Origin of the sequence: Azospirillum sp. B4, assembly GCF_000333275.1 — a bacterium.
GTDB lineage: Bacteria > Pseudomonadota > Alphaproteobacteria > Azospirillales > Azospirillaceae > Nitrospirillum.
In genome coordinates, this window is record NZ_BACU01000176.1 from 1 (window position 1) to 17,799 (window position 17,799).

At 68.7% G+C, this 17,799-nt stretch carries 13 protein-coding genes; 4 read left to right on the forward strand and 9 right to left on the reverse strand.

Features of this window, described 5'->3' with window-relative positions:
- The coding region (locus I55_RS35795; RefSeq protein WP_199902502.1) for a hypothetical protein at positions 1-191 on the reverse strand (191 nt) is incomplete at its 3' end.
- A gap of 76 nt (positions 192-267) precedes the next feature.
- Here I55_RS35795 and I55_RS07860 point away from each other — a divergent pair.
- The 3 genes from I55_RS07860 (at position 268) to I55_RS07870 (ending at position 5,554) form a co-directional block, all read left to right on the forward strand.
- Positions 268-1,401 carry an efflux RND transporter periplasmic adaptor subunit gene (locus tag I55_RS07860; RefSeq protein ID WP_064742474.1) on the forward strand — a complete coding sequence of 378 codons (1,134 nt, stop codon included), beginning with the start codon at positions 268-270 and terminating at the stop codon, positions 1,399-1,401.
- Positions 1,398-4,502 (forward strand): efflux RND transporter permease subunit, encoded by a 3,105-nt coding sequence (locus I55_RS07865; protein WP_044559965.1) that lies wholly within the window; start codon positions 1,398-1,400, stop codon positions 4,500-4,502. Before I55_RS07860 ends, I55_RS07865 begins: the two co-directional genes overlap by 4 nt.
- 284 nt (positions 4,503-4,786) lie before the next feature.
- Positions 4,787-5,554, forward strand: coding sequence for an alpha/beta fold hydrolase (locus I55_RS07870; RefSeq protein ID WP_044559966.1), 768 nt, complete (start codon positions 4,787-4,789; stop codon positions 5,552-5,554).
- 58 nt (positions 5,555-5,612) lie between these two features.
- Here I55_RS07870 and I55_RS07875 read toward each other — a convergent pair whose 3' ends face one another.
- The 5 genes from I55_RS07875 to I55_RS07895 all read right to left on the reverse strand — a co-directional run bounded on the left by I55_RS07875 (position 5,613) and on the right by I55_RS07895 (position 14,028).
- On the reverse strand, positions 5,613-7,715 hold the full coding sequence (locus tag I55_RS07875; RefSeq protein WP_252181071.1) for a S9 family peptidase: 2,103 nt from the start codon (positions 7,713-7,715) through the stop codon (positions 5,613-5,615).
- A gap of 49 nt (positions 7,716-7,764) precedes the next feature.
- The gene (locus I55_RS07880) at positions 7,765-9,969 is read right to left on the reverse strand and encodes a methyl-accepting chemotaxis protein (RefSeq protein ID WP_049973934.1); all 2,205 of its coding nucleotides are present in this window, start codon (positions 9,967-9,969) and stop codon (positions 7,765-7,767) included.
- A gap of 143 nt (positions 9,970-10,112) precedes the next feature.
- Entirely contained in the window at positions 10,113-12,086 is a 1,974-nt protein-coding gene (locus tag I55_RS07885; protein ID WP_044559967.1) for a methyl-accepting chemotaxis protein, read from the reverse strand.
- Between the two features lie 134 nt (positions 12,087-12,220).
- A complete protein-coding gene (locus tag I55_RS07890; protein WP_044559968.1) occupies positions 12,221-12,922 on the reverse strand; it encodes a M24 family metallopeptidase in 702 nt (233 codons plus the stop codon).
- Positions 12,923-13,089: 167 nt separating this feature from the next.
- Positions 13,090-14,028, reverse strand: a complete 939-nt coding sequence (locus I55_RS07895; RefSeq protein WP_044559969.1) for a GlxA family transcriptional regulator — start codon at positions 14,026-14,028, stop codon at positions 13,090-13,092.
- A gap of 105 nt (positions 14,029-14,133) precedes the next feature.
- Here I55_RS07895 and I55_RS07900 point away from each other — a divergent pair, with 105 nt between their 5' ends.
- Positions 14,134-14,826 carry a DJ-1/PfpI family protein gene (locus I55_RS07900; RefSeq protein ID WP_044559970.1) on the forward strand — a complete coding sequence of 231 codons (693 nt, stop codon included), beginning with the start codon at positions 14,134-14,136 and terminating at the stop codon, positions 14,824-14,826.
- Here the strand turns inward: I55_RS07900 and I55_RS07905 are convergent.
- The 3 genes from I55_RS07905 to I55_RS07915 form a co-directional block, all read right to left on the reverse strand.
- Positions 14,823-16,190, reverse strand: a complete 1,368-nt coding sequence (locus tag I55_RS07905) for a HAMP domain-containing sensor histidine kinase (RefSeq protein ID WP_049973936.1) — start codon at positions 16,188-16,190, stop codon at positions 14,823-14,825. The two genes, I55_RS07900 and I55_RS07905, sit on opposite strands and share 4 nt — an antisense overlap.
- Position 16,191: 1 nt before the next feature.
- Positions 16,192-16,875 carry a response regulator transcription factor gene (locus tag I55_RS07910; RefSeq protein WP_044559975.1) on the reverse strand — a complete coding sequence of 228 codons (684 nt, stop codon included), beginning with the start codon at positions 16,873-16,875 and terminating at the stop codon, positions 16,192-16,194.
- Between the two features lie 22 nt (positions 16,876-16,897).
- On the reverse strand, positions 16,898-17,799 hold a 902-nt coding region (locus I55_RS07915), incomplete at its 5' end, for an efflux RND transporter permease subunit (RefSeq protein WP_199902503.1).

Sequence of the window (17,799 nt, forward strand, 5' to 3'; positions counted from 1 at the left end):
GGATAGGTGTCATAGAATCCTGCGAAGCCCAGGACGTAGGGCATCAGCCGCAGCACGGCCACGCCCAGCAGGGCCGCCAGCAGGCGGTTGGCGGTGCGGTTGCCACGGGCCGTCAGCAACAGAATGGCCACCAGCGCGCCGAAGCCGGCCGCCATGCCCAACATGGTACTCCAGGGACCGAAGCGGATCATGGCGCCTCCTCCGGACAGTCTAGCGCGGTCCCACTCGGCCATAAATTCGGGGCTCCTCTCGGGATGGAGTTCCCCCATGCGGCCGATCATGTCTTCCCGCCTGTTGGTCCTGGCCTTGCTGGCCGGCACCACCCTCACCGCCTGTGACAAGGCGGCCCCCGACCCGCGCACCGCCGAACGCCTAGTGCGCGTGGCCACCGTCCAGCCGGCAGCCCGGGACGAGCGCGCCTATGTCGGCGTCGTCACCGCCAGGGTGCAGAGCGGCCTGGGCTTCCGCGTCGCCGGCAAGGTCACCCAGCGCCTGGTCGACCCCGGCCAGTCGGTGAAGGCCGGGCAGCCGCTGATGCGCATGGACAACACCGATTACCTGCACGCCATCACCACCCAGCAAGGCCAGGTGGCCATGGCCAAGGCCACGCTGACCCAAGCCCGGGCGGACGAGGCGCGCTACCGGGCCCTGGTGGGCAGCGGCGCCGTCTCCCCCTCCGCCTACGACCAGAAGAAGGCCGCGGCAGACAGCGCCCAGGCGCAGCTGGACGCGGCACAGGCCCAACTGCGGGTGGCGCAGGACGACAGCGCCTACACCACCCTGGTGGCCGACGCCGACGGCACGGTGATGGACACGCTGGCCGAACCGGGCCAGGTGGTCACCGCCGGCCAGATCGTGGTGCGCCTGGCCCATGCCGGCCCGCGCGAGGCGGCGGTGAACCTGCCGGAAACGGTGCGGCCGGCTGTGGGCTCCCCTGCCACCGCCACCCTTTACGGCAGCGCCGTGCGCACGCCCGCCACCCTGCGCCAACTGTCGGATGCCGCCGACACGCAGACCCGCACCTATGAGGCCCGCTACGTCCTGGACGGCGCCGCCGCCCAAGCCCCGCTGGGCGCCACGGTGACGGTGCGCCTGGCCCAGAGCGGCGACGGCACCCCGCCGGTCTCCGTCCCCCTGGGCGCCCTGAACGACGAGGGCAAGGGCCCGGGCGTCTGGGTGCTGACCGGCCAGGCCGGCGGCGGCCCCGTCAGCGGTGACCGGGCCACCATCGCCTTCCGACCGGTGACGGTGGGCCAGCTGGGGGCCGAGGAGGCCACCTTGCTGAGCGGCCTGACCGCCGGTGAACGGGTGGTGGCCCTGGGCAGCCACTTCCTGCATGAGGGCGAAACGGTCCGGGTGATCCAGACCAGCGGGGCTTCGGCCCAGGCGGTGCTGAAATGAGCGGCTTCAACCTGTCGGCCCTGGCGGTCCGCGAACGCGCCATCACGCTGTTCCTGCTGATCGCCATCACCCTGTCCGGCGTCTACGCCTTCCTGAAGCTGGGCCGCGCCGAGGATCCCGCCTTCACCATCAAGGTGCTGACCGTCAGCGCCGTCTGGCCCGGCGCCACGGCGCAGGAGATGCAGGACCTGGTGGCCGAACCCCTGGAAAAGCGCCTGCAGGAACTGCGCTGGTACGACAAGGTGGAAACCTTCACCAAGCCCGGCCAGGTGCTGATGACCCTGTCCCTGCAGGACAAGACCCCGCCCAGCGCCGTGCCGGAGCAGTTCTACCAGGCGCGCAAGAAGCTGGGGGATGAGGCCCGCACGCTGCCCACCGGCGCGCTGGGCCCCTTCGTCAATGACGAGTATGCCGACACCGACTTCGCCGTCTATGCCGTCAAGGCGCCGGGCATGCCGGCCCGCCAGCTGACGCGCGAAGCGGAGACCCTGCGCCAGCGCCTGCTGCACGTGCCCGGCGTGAAGAAGATCGACATCCTGGGCGAACGGCCCGAGCGCATCTTCGTGGACTTCACCTACGCCCGCCTGGCCACCCTGGGCATCAGCGCCCGCGATATCTTCGACGCCCTGGCGCGGCAGAACACGGTGACGCCGGCCGGCTCCATCGACACCGATGGCCCCCAGGTCTTCATCCGCCTGGACGGCGCCTACGACGACCTCGAGAAGATCCGCGACACCCCCATCGTCGCCGGCGGCCGCACCTTCCGCTTGGCCGATGTGGCGGAGGTGAAGCGCGGCTATGAGGATCCGGCGACATACCTCATCCGCCATGACGGCGACCCGGCCCTGGCCCTGGGCGTGGTCATGCAGGATGGCTGGAACGGGCTGGAACTGGGCAAGGCGCTGGACGCGGAAGAAGCGAAGATCGCCGCCGAACTGCCGGTGGGCCTGACGCTCACCAAGGTCAGCGACCAGGCCGTGAACATCCACGAGGCGGTGGGTGAGTTCATGCTGAAGTTCTTCGTGGCCCTGGCCGTGGTCATGTTCGTCAGCCTGGCCAGCCTGGGCTGGCGCGTGGGCATCGTCGTGGCCGCCGCCGTACCGCTGACCCTGGCCGCCGTCTTCGTCATCATGCAGGTGACCGGCCGCGCCTTCGACCGCATCACCCTGGGCGCCCTGATCATCTCGCTGGGCCTGCTGGTGGACGATGCCATCATCGCCATCGAGATCATGGTGGTGAAGCTGGAGGAAGGGTACGACCGCATCAAGGCCGCCGCCTACGCCTGGAGCCACACGGCCGCCCCCATGCTGTCCGGCACCCTGGTCACCATCATCGGCTTCACGCCCGTTGGCTTCGCCAAGTCCACCGCGGGTGAGTATGCCGGCAACATCTTCTGGATCGTGGGCTTCGCCCTCATCACCTCCTGGGTGGTGGCCGTGGTGTTCACGCCGTACCTGGGTGTGAAGCTGCTGCCCAACATCCGGCCCATCCCGGGCGGGCACGCTGCGATCTACGCCACGCCCCGCTATCAGCGCCTGCGCCGCCTGATCACCTGGGCGGTGGATCACCGCGGCCGGGTGGCCCTGGCCGTGGTCGGCACCTTCCTGCTGGCCGGCGTGGGCATGGGCTTCGTCAAGCAGCAGTTCTTCCCCACCTCCGACCGCCCGGAGATCATGGCCGAGGTGCAGATGCCCGAGGGCACCAGCATCGAAGCCACCAGCGCCGCCGCCAAGAAGGTGGAGGACTGGCTGCGCCGGCAGCCGGAGGCGAAGATCGTCTCCACCTACGTCGGCCAAGGCGCCCCACGGTTCTTCCTGTCCTACAACCCGGAACTGCCCGACCCGTCGTTCGCCAAGATGATCGTCCTGACCCCGGACGACAAGGCGCGCGACCGGCTCAAGGACAACCTGCGCCAAGCCATCGCCGACGGCCTGGCGCCCGAGGCCCGGGTGCGCGTGTCGCAACTGGTGTTCGGCCCGCCCTCGCGCTTCCCCGTCATGTTCCGTGTCAGCGGGCCCGATGTGGCCGTGCTGCGCGGCATCGCCGATGAGGTGCAGGCCGTCATGCGGGCCAACCCCGACACCCGCCTGGTGAACCAGGACTGGGGCGAGCGGACGCCCACCCTGCACTTCGTGCTGGACCAGGACCGCCTGCGCCTGATCGGCCTGAACCCCAGCGACGCGGCACAGCAGCTGCAGTTCCTGCTGACCGGCGCCCCGGTGACCCAGGTGCGCGAGGACATCCGCGTGGTGCAGGTGACGGCGCGCAGCGCCGGCCCCGACCGCCTGGACCCCGCCCGCCTGGGCGACATGACCCTGACCAGCGCCGATGGCCGCCTGGTGCCCCTGAGCCAGATCGGCCACGTGGAAGTGCGGGCGGAGGAGCCCATCCTGCGCCGCCGCGACCGTGTGCCCACCATCACCGTGCAGGCCGACATCGACGATTCGCTGCAACCGCCGCAAGTCTCGATGGCCATCCAGAAAGCCTTGGCCCCTGTCATCGCCAAGCTGCCGGCCGGCTACCGCATCGACATGGGCGGCAACATCGAGGAGGCGGGCAAGGCCAACGCGGCGCTGGCCCCCATGTTCCCCATCATGGCGGCCTTGATCCTGCTGGTCCTGGTGTTGCAGACCCAGTCGCTGTCGGCCATGGCCATGGTGTTCCTGACGGGTCCGCTGGGCCTGGTGGGCGCGGTGCCCGTGCTGCTGATCTTCCACCAGCCCTTCGGCTTCAACGCCATCCTGGGCCTGATCGGCCTGTCCGGCATCCTGATGCGCAACACCCTGATCCTGATCGGCCAGATCCACACCAACCAGGAGGAAGGGCTGTCGCCCTACCACGCGGTGATCGAGGCCACGGTGCAGCGGGCGCGGCCCGTCATCCTGACCGCCCTGGCCGCCGTGCTGGCCTTCATCCCCCTGACCCAGTCGGTGTTCTGGGGCTCCATGGCCTATGTGCTGATCGGCGGCACGGCCGTGGGCACAGTGCTGATCCTGGTCTTCCTGCCCGCCCTTTACGCCCTGTGGTTCCGGGTGAAGGCGGACGGCGTAGCGGCGCCCCAGGAGGTGCCGCATTATCCCAGGGCTGTGCCGGCGGAGTGACCCCAACAGCATGACACAGGACTCAGGCCGTTGTAGGAGGCGGCCGTGTCCGGCGCAGGTTTCCGGGAGCGTGGCGAAGTGGAAGCCGAGGAAGCCCAAGCCCAGCGGATGCTGGCGACCGGTGATTAGGGACGGCATTTGAGTGGCCACGATCAAATGCCACTGGTGTGATTTGACTTCCCGCCGGCATGTGATAGGACTTGCCCTAATTTCGAACGCCCTTCCGGTCCGCCGGGAGGGCGTTTCCTTTTTGGCTTTCCCGCAGCCTTGAAAAGGAATTCGAAATGACCGCTGACATCCTGGGCGTGACGCTGCACGGCACGGGGCCGGAACCCGTGTTGGTTCTGCATGACTGGCTGGGCGACGCCAGCACATACGCGCCCATGCGGCCCTATCTGGACGGAAAGCGTTACACCTACGCCTTCGCCGATTTGCGCGGCTACGGCCGGTCCGTGCACCTGAGAGGCGCCTGCACCATCGACGAGGTCGCCACCGACTGCCTGGCCCTGGCCGACCATCTCGGCTGGCAACACTTCCACGTTATGGGTCATTCCATGACCGGGATGGCGACCCAGCGGCTGGCGGCCGACGCCCCATCCCGCGTCAAAAGCGCCATCGCTGTCTGCCCGCTCTCCGCCGCCGGCAATCCCTTGCCGGATGAGGCCGCAGCCTTCTTCGCCCGCACCTGCGAGGACGACGACGCCTTCCGCCGCCTGGTCAAGCACGTGACGGGCCTATCGGACCAGTGGGCGGAGGTGAAGCTGCGCCAAAACCGGGACCGCGTGGCGCCCCAGTGCCGTCCGCACTATCTGCGCATGATACGGACGACCCATTTCGTGGATGAGGTACGCGGGCTGGCCACACCTTTTCTGGTCGTCGTCGGGGACAGAGACCCCGGCCTAGACGCCGCGGCGATGGAACGCACCTTCCTCGCCTGGCATCCCAACGCGAACCTGATGGTGATGCCCAACTGCGGTCATTACCCCATGCAGGAATGCCCACCCCGGTTCGCCCATATGATCGAGGACTTCCTCGACAGCCAGGCCGGCTGACAAAAAATCCCCGGCCAGGGCGACCTGGCCGGGAGATTTTCCTTAACACAGAGACTGCTTACTTGGCCTCGGTATCCGTGCGGTACTTCTTGAACCAGGCCAGGATGGCGTTGGTCTCGCCCACCAGCTGCGACGGGCGTTCGGCCAGGCCGTGGTGGCTGGCACCCGGCACGCGGATCAGCGCCGTGGGGATGGAGCGCAGTTGCAAGGCGGCGTAGTACTGCTCCGCCTCGCTGGGGGGCGTGCGATGGTCTTCCTCGCCCACCATAACCGCCGTCGGCGTCTTGACGTTGCCCACCAGGCTCAGCGGCGACCGGCGCCAGTACTGCTCCGGATCCTCCCACGGCATCTTGCCGAACCAGTACTTGGCCATGAAGGTGAAGCCGTCGACGGTCAGCACCTCGCTGGTCCAGTTGATCACCGGCTTCTGCGTCACCGCCGCCTTGAAACGGTCGGTCTTGCCCACGATCCAGGCCGTCAGCACGCCGCCACCGGAACCGCCGGTGACGAACAGATTGTCGGGATCGACCGAGCCCTTGGCGATGGCGGCATCCACCACGCTCATCAGGTCGTCATAATCCTGGCTGGGGTAGTTGTGGTGGATCTGGTTGGCGAAGCTTTCGCCGTACGACGTCGACCCACGCGGGTTGGCATAGACGACGATGTAACCGGCGGCGGCGTACAGCTGGTCCTGCGTCGACCAGACGGGGCCATAGCTGGCGAAGGGTCCGCCGTGGATTTCCAGGATCAGCGGATATTTTTTGGCCGGGTTGAAGTCCGGCGGCGTCACCATCCAGGCGCCGATGGGCAGGCCACCGGCCGATGAGGTCACCGCCAGCGGCTGGACGGCGCCCAGGGTCTTGCCGGCGAACAGGCTGGCGTTCAGGGTGGTCAGGCGCTTCTGCTCGCCCGGCCCAGTGCTGAGACCGACATCGGCCGGGTGGGTGGGGTCACCCCAGGGGAAGGCTACGGCGCCGTCCTTGGCAACGGTGAAGCCACCGCCGGAATAGGGCCGGTCCAGGTCGCTGCCCACCAGGCCCTCCGCCACCGTGGTGACCTTGCCGTCCAGGGTGACCCGGGCGACCTTGGTGACCCCGCCTTCGGTGTAGCTGGCGTAGATAGCGCGGCCATCGGCCGCCCAGCGCGGGCTGTTCAGGTCGCGGTCGAAGCCGGCGCTCAGGGCCCGCACCTCCGTCCCATCGGCGTTCATGACCGACAGCACGCCGTTCTGGTAGCCCAGTTCCTTGTCGTCGAAGCCGACGAAGGCGATGCGCTTGCCGTCGGGGGAGGCCACCGGCTCCTGGTCCGGTCCGTGACGGGTGGTCAGCTGGGTCAGGGCGCCCGACGTCGTATCCACGGAGAACACGTCCGAATTCAACGGGTCGCGTTCCCAATCCTTGCCGTGGTTGCTGCTGAACAGGATGTGGTGGCCGTCCGGCATCCACGACAGGGCGCCGCCGTCATCATACTGGCCGCTGGTCAGCTGGCGCGGCGCGCCGCCGTCCGCGGGCACGACGAAGATGTGGTTGAAGCCCGGGCGGATATAGCCTTCGCCGTCACCACGGTAATTGATCTTGGTGATCACCTTGATGGGGGCGGCCCATTTGGCGCCCTCGGGCGCCGCCAGGGGGGCGCCCAGGCTGCCGCCCTCCTCCGGCACGAACATGGTGAAGCCGATCTGCTTGCCATCCGGGGACCAGGCGACGTCGGACGGGCCTTCCGGCAGGGCGGTGATGGCGGCGCCGGTGCCGCTGCCCGAGCCACTCAGCCAGCGCACCCAGATCTGCGGCTTGTCACCCGGCCCCTTGGCGACATAGGCCAGGCGGCTGCCGTCCGGCGACCAGCGCGCCCGGCTGCTGCCCGGCACGCCCAGCGGCGTCTGCTGGCCGCTGGCCACGTCCACCAGCCAGACCTCGCTGCGGGCGTTGTCGGTCATGATGTCTTCAGTGGAGCGGGTGTAGGCGATGCGCTTGCCGTCCGGGCTGATCTGCACGTCCTTCGCCTGCGACAGGGCGAAGGCGTCGCGGGGGACGAAGGTATGGGCGGGCGCCACCGCTTCGGGCGTGGTGGCGCCCGGGGCGGCTGCCAGCGCCAGCGCGCACGGGGCAACGCCGAGCGTGAGGGCCAGCGCGAAGGCCGCCCGGAGCGAACGTGTGGTCATTTGGGTCCCATCTGCATTGTTCTTCTGCACCGGACGGGCCCCGCTCCCGTCACCGCCGCCAGCGTGGCGCGGATCGGCGCCCGCGTCCATATCCAATATCCCCTGAAAGTCCGGGACCACGGAAAGTCCGGGGCCACCCGCGGAAAGGCGACCGGATCAGCCGTCGGCGCGGATGGTGGCCAGGAAGGCCTCCACCTGGCGGTCCAGGCCCCGGGTGTCCCGCGACAGGTCCTGGGTCGCCCGTGCCACCTGCCCGGCCCCTTCGCCCACCTGGGCCATGGCGCCGCTGACGGTGGTGATGCGCTGGGTGACCGCCGCCGTGCCCATGGCCACCTGCTGGATGTTGCGGCTGATCTCCAGCGTGGGCGCGCCCTGCTGCTGGACCGCGCCCGGCGATGCGGCCGGCGATCTCACTGATGGTGCGGACGGTGGCGATGACGGCGTCGATGGCGGCCACCGCCTCCACCGTCGCCGCCTGCACGTCCCCCACCTGGTCCGCGATGGCGCCGGTGGCCTGCGCCGTCTGGGTCGCCAGCGCCTTGACCTCCCCCGCCACGACGGCGAAGCCCTTGCCGGCGGCCCCCGCCCGCGCCGCCTCGATAGTGGCGTTCAGGGCCAGCAGGTTGGTCTGGCCGGCGACGCCACTGATCAGATCCACGATCTCGCCGATGCGCTGGGCCGCCTGGTCCAGCCGGCGCATGCGGTCGCCATTGTGTTCCGCCTGGCCCACCGCCTCGGACGCGATCTCGGCCGCGCGCACGGCCTGGGACGCGATCTCGTCGCTGGCGGCGGACAGCTGTTCCGTGGCGGCGGCGATGGTCTGCACGTTGGCGGAGGCCTGGTGCGCCTCCCCCCGCATCCCGTCCGCTTCGCGCACCACGTCGGCGACCGTGCGGTTCAGGCCGTCGGCCACACCGGTCATGGTTTCCACCGCATGGCCCAGCGCCCGCACCAGGGTGGCCACCTCACTCTCGAAATCGCCGGCCATGCCCAGGATGGCCTGGCGCCGTTCCGCCGCCGCCTGGGCCTCCAGCGCCCGCCGCTGCGCCCGCATCTCCGCCATGTGCAGGGCCTGTTCCTTGAACACCTGGACGGCGCGCGACATGGCGCCGATCTCATCCCCCCGCGCCCGTGTGGGCACGACCACGTCGGTGTCGCCGCCGGCCAGGCGGCCCATGACGGCGGTCATGGCCTGCAGGGGCCGCGACAGGCTGGCGCCGATCAGCACGGCCAGGCCGCACACCACCACCAGCACCAGGGCGCCCACCCCCATCAGCCGGTCGCGCGTCGCCCACACGGCGGCCAGGATGGTGGCGCGGGGGGCGGCCACGGCGAAGCCCCAGACCTCCCCCGCCCGGCCGAAGCGCACCGGCACCATGACCACGCTCATCTCCGCCCCGGTGGCGGGGTCGGTGAAGGCGCCCTCCTGCGACCGGCCGTCGGCGACAGCGGCCAGCAGGTCGCGCGCCCAGTCGGCCTGGACGGGCTTGCCCAGCAGGGCGCCGTCGGGATGGGCGATCCACTGGCCACTCCCCTGAGGTCCGTCGCTGGACACGAGCAGGGCGTAGCCGTCGCCCCAGGGGTGCAGGGCGCCTACATCGGCCTGGATGCGCTTAAGGCTGAGGTCGGCGGTGGCCACGCCCAGGGCGCGGCCGTCCACCATGACCGGGGCCACCACCGTGGTCATCAGCACCCGGGTGGTGCCCACCTCATAGAAATAGGGCGAGGTCACCGCCTCGCGCCCATCGCGCAGGGGGCGGTGGTACCAGTTCTCCTCCGCCGGGTCGCCGGTCATGGGCGTGGTCTCCACCCCCGTGCCGCCATCGGCATGGCGATAGGCGTACAGCATCAGCCGGCCGTCCTTGTCGCCCCATGGCGTGCCCTGGTAGCGGGCGTCGCCGCCATCGGCGTCGGGCTCCAGCCCGGCATAGACGCCGGTGATGGCGGGATTGCCGTCCAGCACCTGGTTCAGGGCCCGGCCATAGGCGGCACGGTCCAGGGTGCCGCCCTTGATCAGGGAGGCCGTCCAGGCGGCGTCGGTGCGGGCGGTGGCCAGCGCCTCATCGATCACGCCCACGATCTGGCGGGACTGGCTGGCCGCCATCTCCGTCATCAGGCGGCGGGCGGCATCCTCGCTGGCCGTGACCTGCACATGGATGGCGTAGCCGATCAGGCTGGCCACGCCCAGGACGGTGACGGCCAGCAGCGGCAGCACGATGCGCAGCCGCAGGGAAAGGTTCTTGAAAACCGACACGGCTGGCGCCCCCACACGAACCCCACATGGGGTGGAAGTGTGCCTAAACGCCAGCCGCGCCCAAGTTAACTTTTAAAAACAAGTATATGTACATCTTCGGACACCGGGCGCGGCCATGCGGCCCCGGCTCGTGTCCCCGGGTTTCAGGCCGCCCGCACCGCGGTGACGAAGCGGCTGACCTGTTCGTCCAGGGCCTTCAGCTGCTGCGCCAATTCGCCCGCCGTGCCCAGCACATGGCTGGCCCGGTCGGCGCTGTCCACCACCACGTCGCTGACGGCGTGGATGTTGGTGGTGACGGCGCGGGTGCCACGGGCGACGATGGTGGCGTTCTGCGAAATCTCCCGCGTCGCCGCCCCCTGCTGTTCCACGGCCGAGGCGATGCCGGCCGCCACCTCCTGCGCCTTGGCGGAAACCTCGGCGATGGTGCGCACCTCCGCCACCGCCCGGCCGCTGGCCTGCTGCGTGGCCTCAATCTGGGCGGTGATGTCCTCCGTCGCCTTGGCGGTCTGGTTGGCCAAGTTCTTCACCTCCGACGCCACGACGGCGAAGCCCTTGCCGGCCTCCCCCGCCCGCGCCGCCTCGATGGTGGCGTTCAGGGCCAGCAGGTTGGTCTGGCTGGCGATCTGGGTGATCAGGTTCACGATCTCGGTGATCTTCTCCATCTGGCCGGCCAGATGCTCGATGGTCTGGCGCGCTGTTTCCGCCCGGGTAGCCGTGGCGGTGGCGATCTCCGCGCTTTCCGTCACCCGGGTCGCGATCTCCCCGATGGAGGCGGACAGCTGCTCCGCCGCCACCGCCACCGTCTCCACGCTGCTGGACGTCTCGTCCGTGGCCGCCCGCACGGCGTCGCTGCTGCGCCGGGCGTCGGCCAGGCCGGCCGCCAGATGGTTGCTCTGCGTGTCCACCTGGCCGCTGGCCTGGGCCACCCGCTTCAGCACGGAGGAGACGTTGGCCTCGAAGTCGCTGGCCAGCCGCTCGGCGGTGGCACGGCGTTCCCGCTCCGCCGCCTCTTGCATCTGGCTGCGTTCCTGGTGCAGCTTCGCCACCTCCGCCGCGTTACGCTTGAACACCTCCAGCGCGCGGGCCATGGCGCCGATCTCGTCACGCCGGTCCAGCGCCGGCATGGCGACATCGATGGCCCCCTCGCTAAGCGCCGTCATGGTGTCGGTGATCTCATCCAGCGGCCTGGCCACCATGCGGTAGGTCAGGAAGCCCAGCAGCAGCACCAGCACCGCCACGGTGATGCCGGTCGCCAGCAGGATCAGCATGCCCAGCGAGCGCAAGGGCCCGAAGGCCTTGGTCGCATCCATGGTGACACCCACGTACCATTTGGCTGATGGCAGATCCTTGATGGGATAGTAGGAGGTGATGATGTCCCCGGTCTGTTCCGGGGCGCGGCCCAGGTATTTCTGGATGTCGAAACCGTCGGCCAGCTTCTTCATCACCCGGTCCTTGTCCGGGTGGACCAGCACCGTGCCGTCGCCGTCAATCAGGAACACCTGGCCGTTGCCCCCCAGGTCGAAGGACTTCAGGAAGGTCTTGACCATGTCCAGGTCCAGGTCGCCGGCGGCGACACCCATCAGCGCGCCACCCTTCATCACCGGGGTGGCGATGGTCAGCACCAGGTTGCCGCCCGAGGCGCTGACATAAGGCTGGGTCATGATGGTCTGGTGGGCGGCGTCGGCCGCCTTGTACCAGCCGCGCTGGCGCGGATCGTAGCCCGGGGGCAGATCCATGGCGGGGAACATGGTGAAGACACCGGCGGTGTCGCCCAGGTAGACGGGGCTGAAGGTGCCGCTGAGGGTGGAGCCGGCCAGCAGGTCCTTCACATGGGATGGATCGGAGACCGCGATGTCGTCCGCGAGGTTGCGCACCAGGGCCACGCGGCCCACCAGCCATTTCTGGATGCCATCCGCCGCCGACTCGCCCGTCGATTTGATCTGAGTATCTATTTGCGTCGTTAAAGTATCACTCGAGACGGAGTATATGACATACCCCAAAGCACTGAAAGCCAATGCCACAAATACCGCGGTGAAAGCGACAATTCTGTAGACGAACTTCGTTCGTTTGCCTGCCTGCTCAATGGAGCGCGCGCCAGCATACAGTCTGGAGTTCATTGCCCCCTCGCACTGTCATGTCTGTTTATAGGGACGGTCAAGGCCAGCCCCGTTGCCCAACAGACTAGATCAGATCGGAGAGAGGTTAAACGCCAAATTTTTGCATGTGCGAGAAGTTTTCCGCATCTGCACTTTTAAACGGCAACCGCCTTCGCCGAAGGCAGCAAACGCTCATAAAATCCACCGTAGGTGCGCGCCCTGTTCACCAGATGGACTTCCAAAATCCAATGTTTTTCCTGACCCTGGGCGTCGGGGTCGCGCATGCGGGTGGGGTTGGCCGGGTTGACACGATAGTGGTCCTTCTCCCCCGGCCAGCGGGCATGGGGGAATTCACCCACCAGGTGGCCGGCGATGGCGCCGCCGAACACCCAGCCCGCCGCCTCGGCCACCCGTTGGGCATGGGCGTACAGTTCAGCACCGGTGATGTCGGGATGGTCGTGGAAGTGCCGGGCCAGCATGGTGAACACCCGATCCAGGTCATGCACCAGGCGGTGCTTCTCCGGGTCGTCGCCCAGGACGTAGGTGCGGCCCACGTCCGCCTCCCACTCCTCGAACACGGGGCCCAGGTCCAGGAAGACCAGGTCGTCAGCGCCTATGGCGCGCACCGGCGGATTGTCAGAGAAGACGCTGACGGTGTTGGCGCCGGCGCGGACGATGCGCTTGTGCCAATGATGGGCGACCCCGAATTCCGCTTCCGCCAGGGCATAGATGTCGCGCTCCACCGCCCGTTCCGTGCGGCCGGGAGCGATCAGGCCACGCGTCTCGATGGCGTCGAGCAAGGCCATGGCCTTGGCCTCCGCCGCCATCAGGGCGGCCAGACGGGCATTGTCACTCACGGGAGGCTTCCTTTCTCGCGGGGTGCCAGACGATGACGGCCGCACCATAGCCTCGCGATAAGATACATGTAAATATAAAGATGTCTTTATGCGATGAATCCGACGCACGCGGTTGGGCTGGAGCCCCTTGCCGCACCGTGGCCTGGGAAATGGGCCTCGCCCATCACCTAGGCCGTCCTACGGATGGCCTGGGGCGGGGCACCGAAGGCGCGGATGAAGGCCCGGCGCATGCGCTCGGTGTCGCCAAATCCTGTTTCGATAGCGATACGATCAAGTGAGGCCGGTCCTTCCTCCACCAGGTCCCGCGCCACCTCCAGCCGCAATTGCTCCACCGCCTTGGCCGGGGTCAGGCCCTGATCGGCGGTGAAGGCGCGGGCGAAGTTGCGCGGGCTCATGGCCGCCTGCGCCGCCAGTTCATCCACCGTCAGGCGCAGGGCCAAGTTGTCCCGCACCCACGCCAGCAGGTCGCCGAAGCGGCTGGTGGTGCCCTGCATCTCCAGCAGGGTGGAGAACTGCGACTGCCCACCCTGGCGGCGGTAGGGAATGACCAGCTGGCGGGCGGTGCGCCGGGCGATGGCCTCGCCCAGGTCTTCCGCCACCAGGGCTAGCGCCAGATCGATGCCGGCGGTGATGCCAGCCGACGTCCAATAGGCGCCGTCGCGGATGAAGATGCGGTCAGGTTCCAGCCGCACCCGGGGAAAGCGCCGGGCGAAGGAAGCGGTGCGATACCAGTGCGTGGTGACCCGCCGCCCGTCCAGCAGGCCGGCGGCCGCCAGCAGGAAGGTGCCGGAACAGACGCTGGTGATACGCCGGGCGTGGCCAGCCACGGCACGGGCGTAGTCCAGCAGGGCGGGCGCGGCACTGGCGGCGTTCACGCCGTCGCCGCCCGCCACCACCAGCGTGTCCAAACCCGCGGGGTCCATCAGACCCTGCGCCATGAGGCAAGCGCCGGAAGAGCTGGCGACCGGCCCCGGCTGCGGCGCTATGACGCGGATGTCGTAGGGGTGGCGGGCGTATCGGCCCGCGATCTCGAACGCCGCCAGGGGGCCGGTCACATCCAGAATCTGGAATCCGGGATAGGCCAGGAAGGCGATAGTGCGGGTCATGGGCGCGGTACCCCATTTTGGCGGAAAAGGTGGGATTTATGGCATTGCCGCCAAACCCTGTCGAGATCACCGTGAGTCCGCCGCAACGCCCAGGAGCCCTTCGCCATGACCCAAGCGCCCTTCACCATCGTGGAAGTCGTCTTCCCCCTGATGACGCAACTGGATTTCACCGCCCCGCACCAGGTGTTCAGCCGCCTGCCGGGCATCACCACCCGCGTGGCGTCCGCCACCGGCGGCACCATCGCCTCTCACGAAGGCCTGCGGTTCGAGGGGACGGAGCGGCTGGCCGACATTGCGGCCTGCGACCTGCTGTTCATCCCCGGCGGCCTGGGCATCGCCGCCGTGCTGAACGACGCCGAAACCATGGCCCACATCCGCCGCCTGGCCGGGAGCGCCCGCTACCTGACCTCGGTCTGCACCGGGTCGCTGATCCTGGCCGGGGCCGGCTTGCTGAAGGGCAAGCGGGCGGCCTGCCATTGGGCCTGGCGCGGCCAGCTGGCCCGGTTCGGCGCCATCCCCGATTCCGGCCGCGTGGTGCGCGACGGTGACATCATCACCGGCGGCGGCGTCACCGCCGGCCTGGACTTCGCCTTCACCGTGGCCGCCGAGATCGTGGGGCCCGACGCGGCGGAGGCCCTGATGCTGATGCTGGAATACGCCCCGGCCCCCCCCTTCCCCGGCGGGCGGCCGGAGCTGGCCCGGCCAGAGGTGCGGCAGCGTGTGGATGAAATCTACGGCCGCATCCTGCCCCACCGCGTGGCGGAGGTGGAGGAGTACGCCCGCCGCCTGGCGCCTTAGGCCAACCGCATGCGGGCCCTCAGCCCCGGATGGTTGTCCGCCAGGTCGAAGGTGCCGCCGTGCAGCTTGGCGACGGCGCTGACCAGGCTGAGGCCCAGGCCGACGCCGGGGGTGCCCCGGCCGGCGTCGCCACGATAGAAACGTTCCGTCACCCGGGGCTTTTCCTCGTCCGGGATGCCGGGACCGTTGTCCACCACCGACATCTCCACCGCCCCGTCGCCGCCGCTGGCCACCTGAACGGATATCGCCCCGCCCTCGGGCGTGAATTTCAGGGCGTTGTCGATCAGGTTGCCCACGGCCTGGGCCAGCAGGATGGGGTCGCCCAGGATGGTCATCATGCCCTGGTCGCCCCGGAAGGTCAGGGAGACGCCCTTCAGTTCCGCCGCCGGCAGGTAGAATTCCACCGCGCCGGCCGCCACCTCCGCCACGTTGACCTCGGCGAAGCCGGAGCGGCGGGCGCCGGTGTCGATCTCCGCCAGGCGCAGCAGGGCGTTGAAGATGCCGATGACGCGGTCGACATCGGCCACCGCCCCGTCCACCTCGGTATAGGTCTCGGCCAGGGGCGGGCGGGTGACGCTCACCTCCTCCAGCCGCGAGCGCAGCTCCGCCAAGGGGGTGCGCAAATCGTGGGCGATGGCGTTGGAAACGTTGCGCACGCCGTGCACCAGCTGCTCGATCTGGTCCAGCATGCCGTTGATGGTGCGCGACAGGGTGTTGAACTCATCCTGTCCCCGGGTGGTGGGCAGGCGGCGCGACAGGTCGCCCTGGACGATGCCGGTGGCGGTGCGGCTGAGGTCGTCGATGCGGCGCAGCACCGCCCGGCGGATGAGGAAGCCGCCCAGCATGCCCAGCAGCAGCAGGACGCCCATGGCCGCCAGCAGGCTGTACCAGAAGCGCTGCTCCAGGGGACGGAAATGGGCCATGTCGCGCGCCACCACCAGGTGATAGCCGCCCGGCAGCACCACATGCACCAGGCGCGCCTGCACCGTCCGGCCGTTCAGCTTGATGGGCGCGTTGTAGACACCCTGCCGTTCGGGGAAATCGTCGGGCCAGGCCGGAAGGTTGCCGGCCAGCATGGTGTGCCCCGCGTCCGCCAGCAGCAGGATGCGCTCCGCCGCGATCTGCATGCTCATGCGTTCATTGAGGAAGGCCACCAGCCCGTCGGGCCCGCGCTGGCGGAACACCTCGGTGAAGCGCTGCGCGTCCTCCTGCAAAATCTCCGTGCGGCCGTCGTCGATGGTGACCCGCCAGGCATAGCCCAGCGGCGCGGCGAACAGCACCAGGGTCACCAGGCCCAACAGCACGTAGCTGAGCGCCAGGGTGTAGGCGGAGGATCGCAGGGGCGACGCGGGCGCCGGCGCCATGTCAGCCGCCCACCGTCATCATGTAACCGGCGTTGCGCACCGTGCGCAGCAACGGCGGCTCCCCCTCCCCCTCGATCTTCTGGCGCAGTTTGCTGATATGCACGTCGACCACGTTGGTCTGCGGGTCGAAGTGATAGCCCCAGACGCCTTCCAGCAGCATGGTGCGGGTCACCACCTGGTCCACATGCCGCATCAGGTATTCCAGCAGCTTGAATTCCTGGTTCTGCAAGGTCAGGACGCGATCGCCGCGCGTGACCTTGCGCGACAGCAGGTTCATCCGCAGGTCGCCCACCGCCAGGCTGGTCTCCGGCACCGCGCCGGTGGGGGAGCGCCGCATCAGCGCGTCCAGACGGGCCAGCAATTCCCCGAAGGCGAAGGGCTTGGTCAGGTAGTCGTCCCCCCCGCTGCGCAGGCCCTTGATGCGCTCATCCACGCTGCTGAGTGCGCTCAGGATCAGCACGGGGGTCTGCGTGCCCATCTTGCGCAGGGTCTCGATGATGGTCAGGCCATCGATGTCGCCCGGCAGCATGCGGTCCATGACGATGACGTCGAAGCGCTCACCCGTCGCCAGGAACATGCCGTCGCGGCCGTTGTCCACATGCTCCACGGTGTGTCCAGCCTCGCGCAAACCCTTCACGACGAAGCGCGACACCCGTTCGTTATCCTCGACCAGCAGCACCCTCATGGCACCGTCCCCCGCGCTGTCATCAATCACCCGCTCCCACGGCTTCATGGGGCCTGGCGCGCGCCTGCTCCGCCCGGCGCCCGAACCGGTGGCCCACCCAGTCGTTCACCCGGTCCAGGTATAGGTAGACCACAGGCGTGGTGAACAGCGTCAGGATCTGGCTGAGGATCAGGCCGCCCACCATGGTCACGCCCAGGGGCTTGCGCAGTTCCGAGCCGGTGCCGTTCTCCAGCCACAGCGGCAAGGCACCCAGCAAGGCCGCCATGGTGGTCATCATGATGGGGCGGAAGCGCAGCAGGCAGGCCTGGCGGATGGATTCGATAGGCGTCATATGCTGTTCCCGTTCCGCCTGGATGGCGAAATCCACCATCATGATGCCGTTCTTCTTCACGATGCCGATCAGCAGGATGATGCCGATCAACGCGATGACCGACAGGTCGTAGTGGAAGATGATCAGCATCAGCAGCGCCCCCACGCCCGCCGACGGCAGGGTGGATAGGATGGTCAGCGGGTGGATGTAGCTTTCATACAGCATGCCCAGGATGATGTAGACGGCCACCAGCGCCGCCGCGATCAGGTAGGGCTGGGTCTTCAGCGAGGCCTGGAAGGCCTGGGCCGTGCCCTGGAAGGTGCCACCGACCGATGAGGGCATGCCCATCTCGCCCTGGGCCTTCTGGATGATCTGCACCGCCTCGCCCAGCGACACGCCCGGCGCCAGGTTGAAGGACAGGGTGACGGCCGGAAATTGGCCCAGGTGGTTGATGGACAGGTAGTTGACGTGGCTGGTGTCGAATTTCACGAAGGTCGACAACGGCACCTGCTGACCGGTCAGCGGCGACTTGATGTAAAGCTTGTTCAGCGTGTCCGGGCTGCCCTGCAGCTCCGGCGTGATCTCCAGCACCACGTGATAACTGTTCAGCTGGG

Excerpts from the sequence above, each read along its gene's own strand:
- I55_RS07910 (WP_044559975.1), bottom strand. The coding sequence starts at position 16,875 with ATGAGGGTGCTGCTGGTCGAGGATAACGAACGGGTGTCGCGCTTCGTC.
- I55_RS07870 (WP_044559966.1), top strand. The coding sequence starts at position 4,787 with ATGACCGCTGACATCCTGGGCGTGACGCTGCACGGCACGGGGCCGGAA.
- I55_RS07885 (WP_044559967.1), bottom strand. The coding sequence starts at position 12,086 with ATGAACTCCAGACTGTATGCTGGCGCGCGCTCCATTGAGCAGGCAGGC.
- I55_RS07860 (WP_064742474.1), top strand. The coding sequence starts at position 268 with ATGCGGCCGATCATGTCTTCCCGCCTGTTGGTCCTGGCCTTGCTGGCC.
- I55_RS07895 (WP_044559969.1), bottom strand. The coding sequence starts at position 14,028 with ATGACCCGCACTATCGCCTTCCTGGCCTATCCCGGATTCCAGATTCTG.
- I55_RS07905 (WP_049973936.1), bottom strand. The coding sequence starts at position 16,190 with ATGGCGCCGGCGCCCGCGTCGCCCCTGCGATCCTCCGCCTACACCCTG.
- I55_RS07900 (WP_044559970.1), top strand. The coding sequence starts at position 14,134 with ATGACCCAAGCGCCCTTCACCATCGTGGAAGTCGTCTTCCCCCTGATG.
- I55_RS07875 (WP_252181071.1), bottom strand. The coding sequence starts at position 7,715 with ATGACCACACGTTCGCTCCGGGCGGCCTTCGCGCTGGCCCTCACGCTC.
- I55_RS07865 (WP_044559965.1), top strand. The coding sequence starts at position 1,398 with ATGAGCGGCTTCAACCTGTCGGCCCTGGCGGTCCGCGAACGCGCCATC.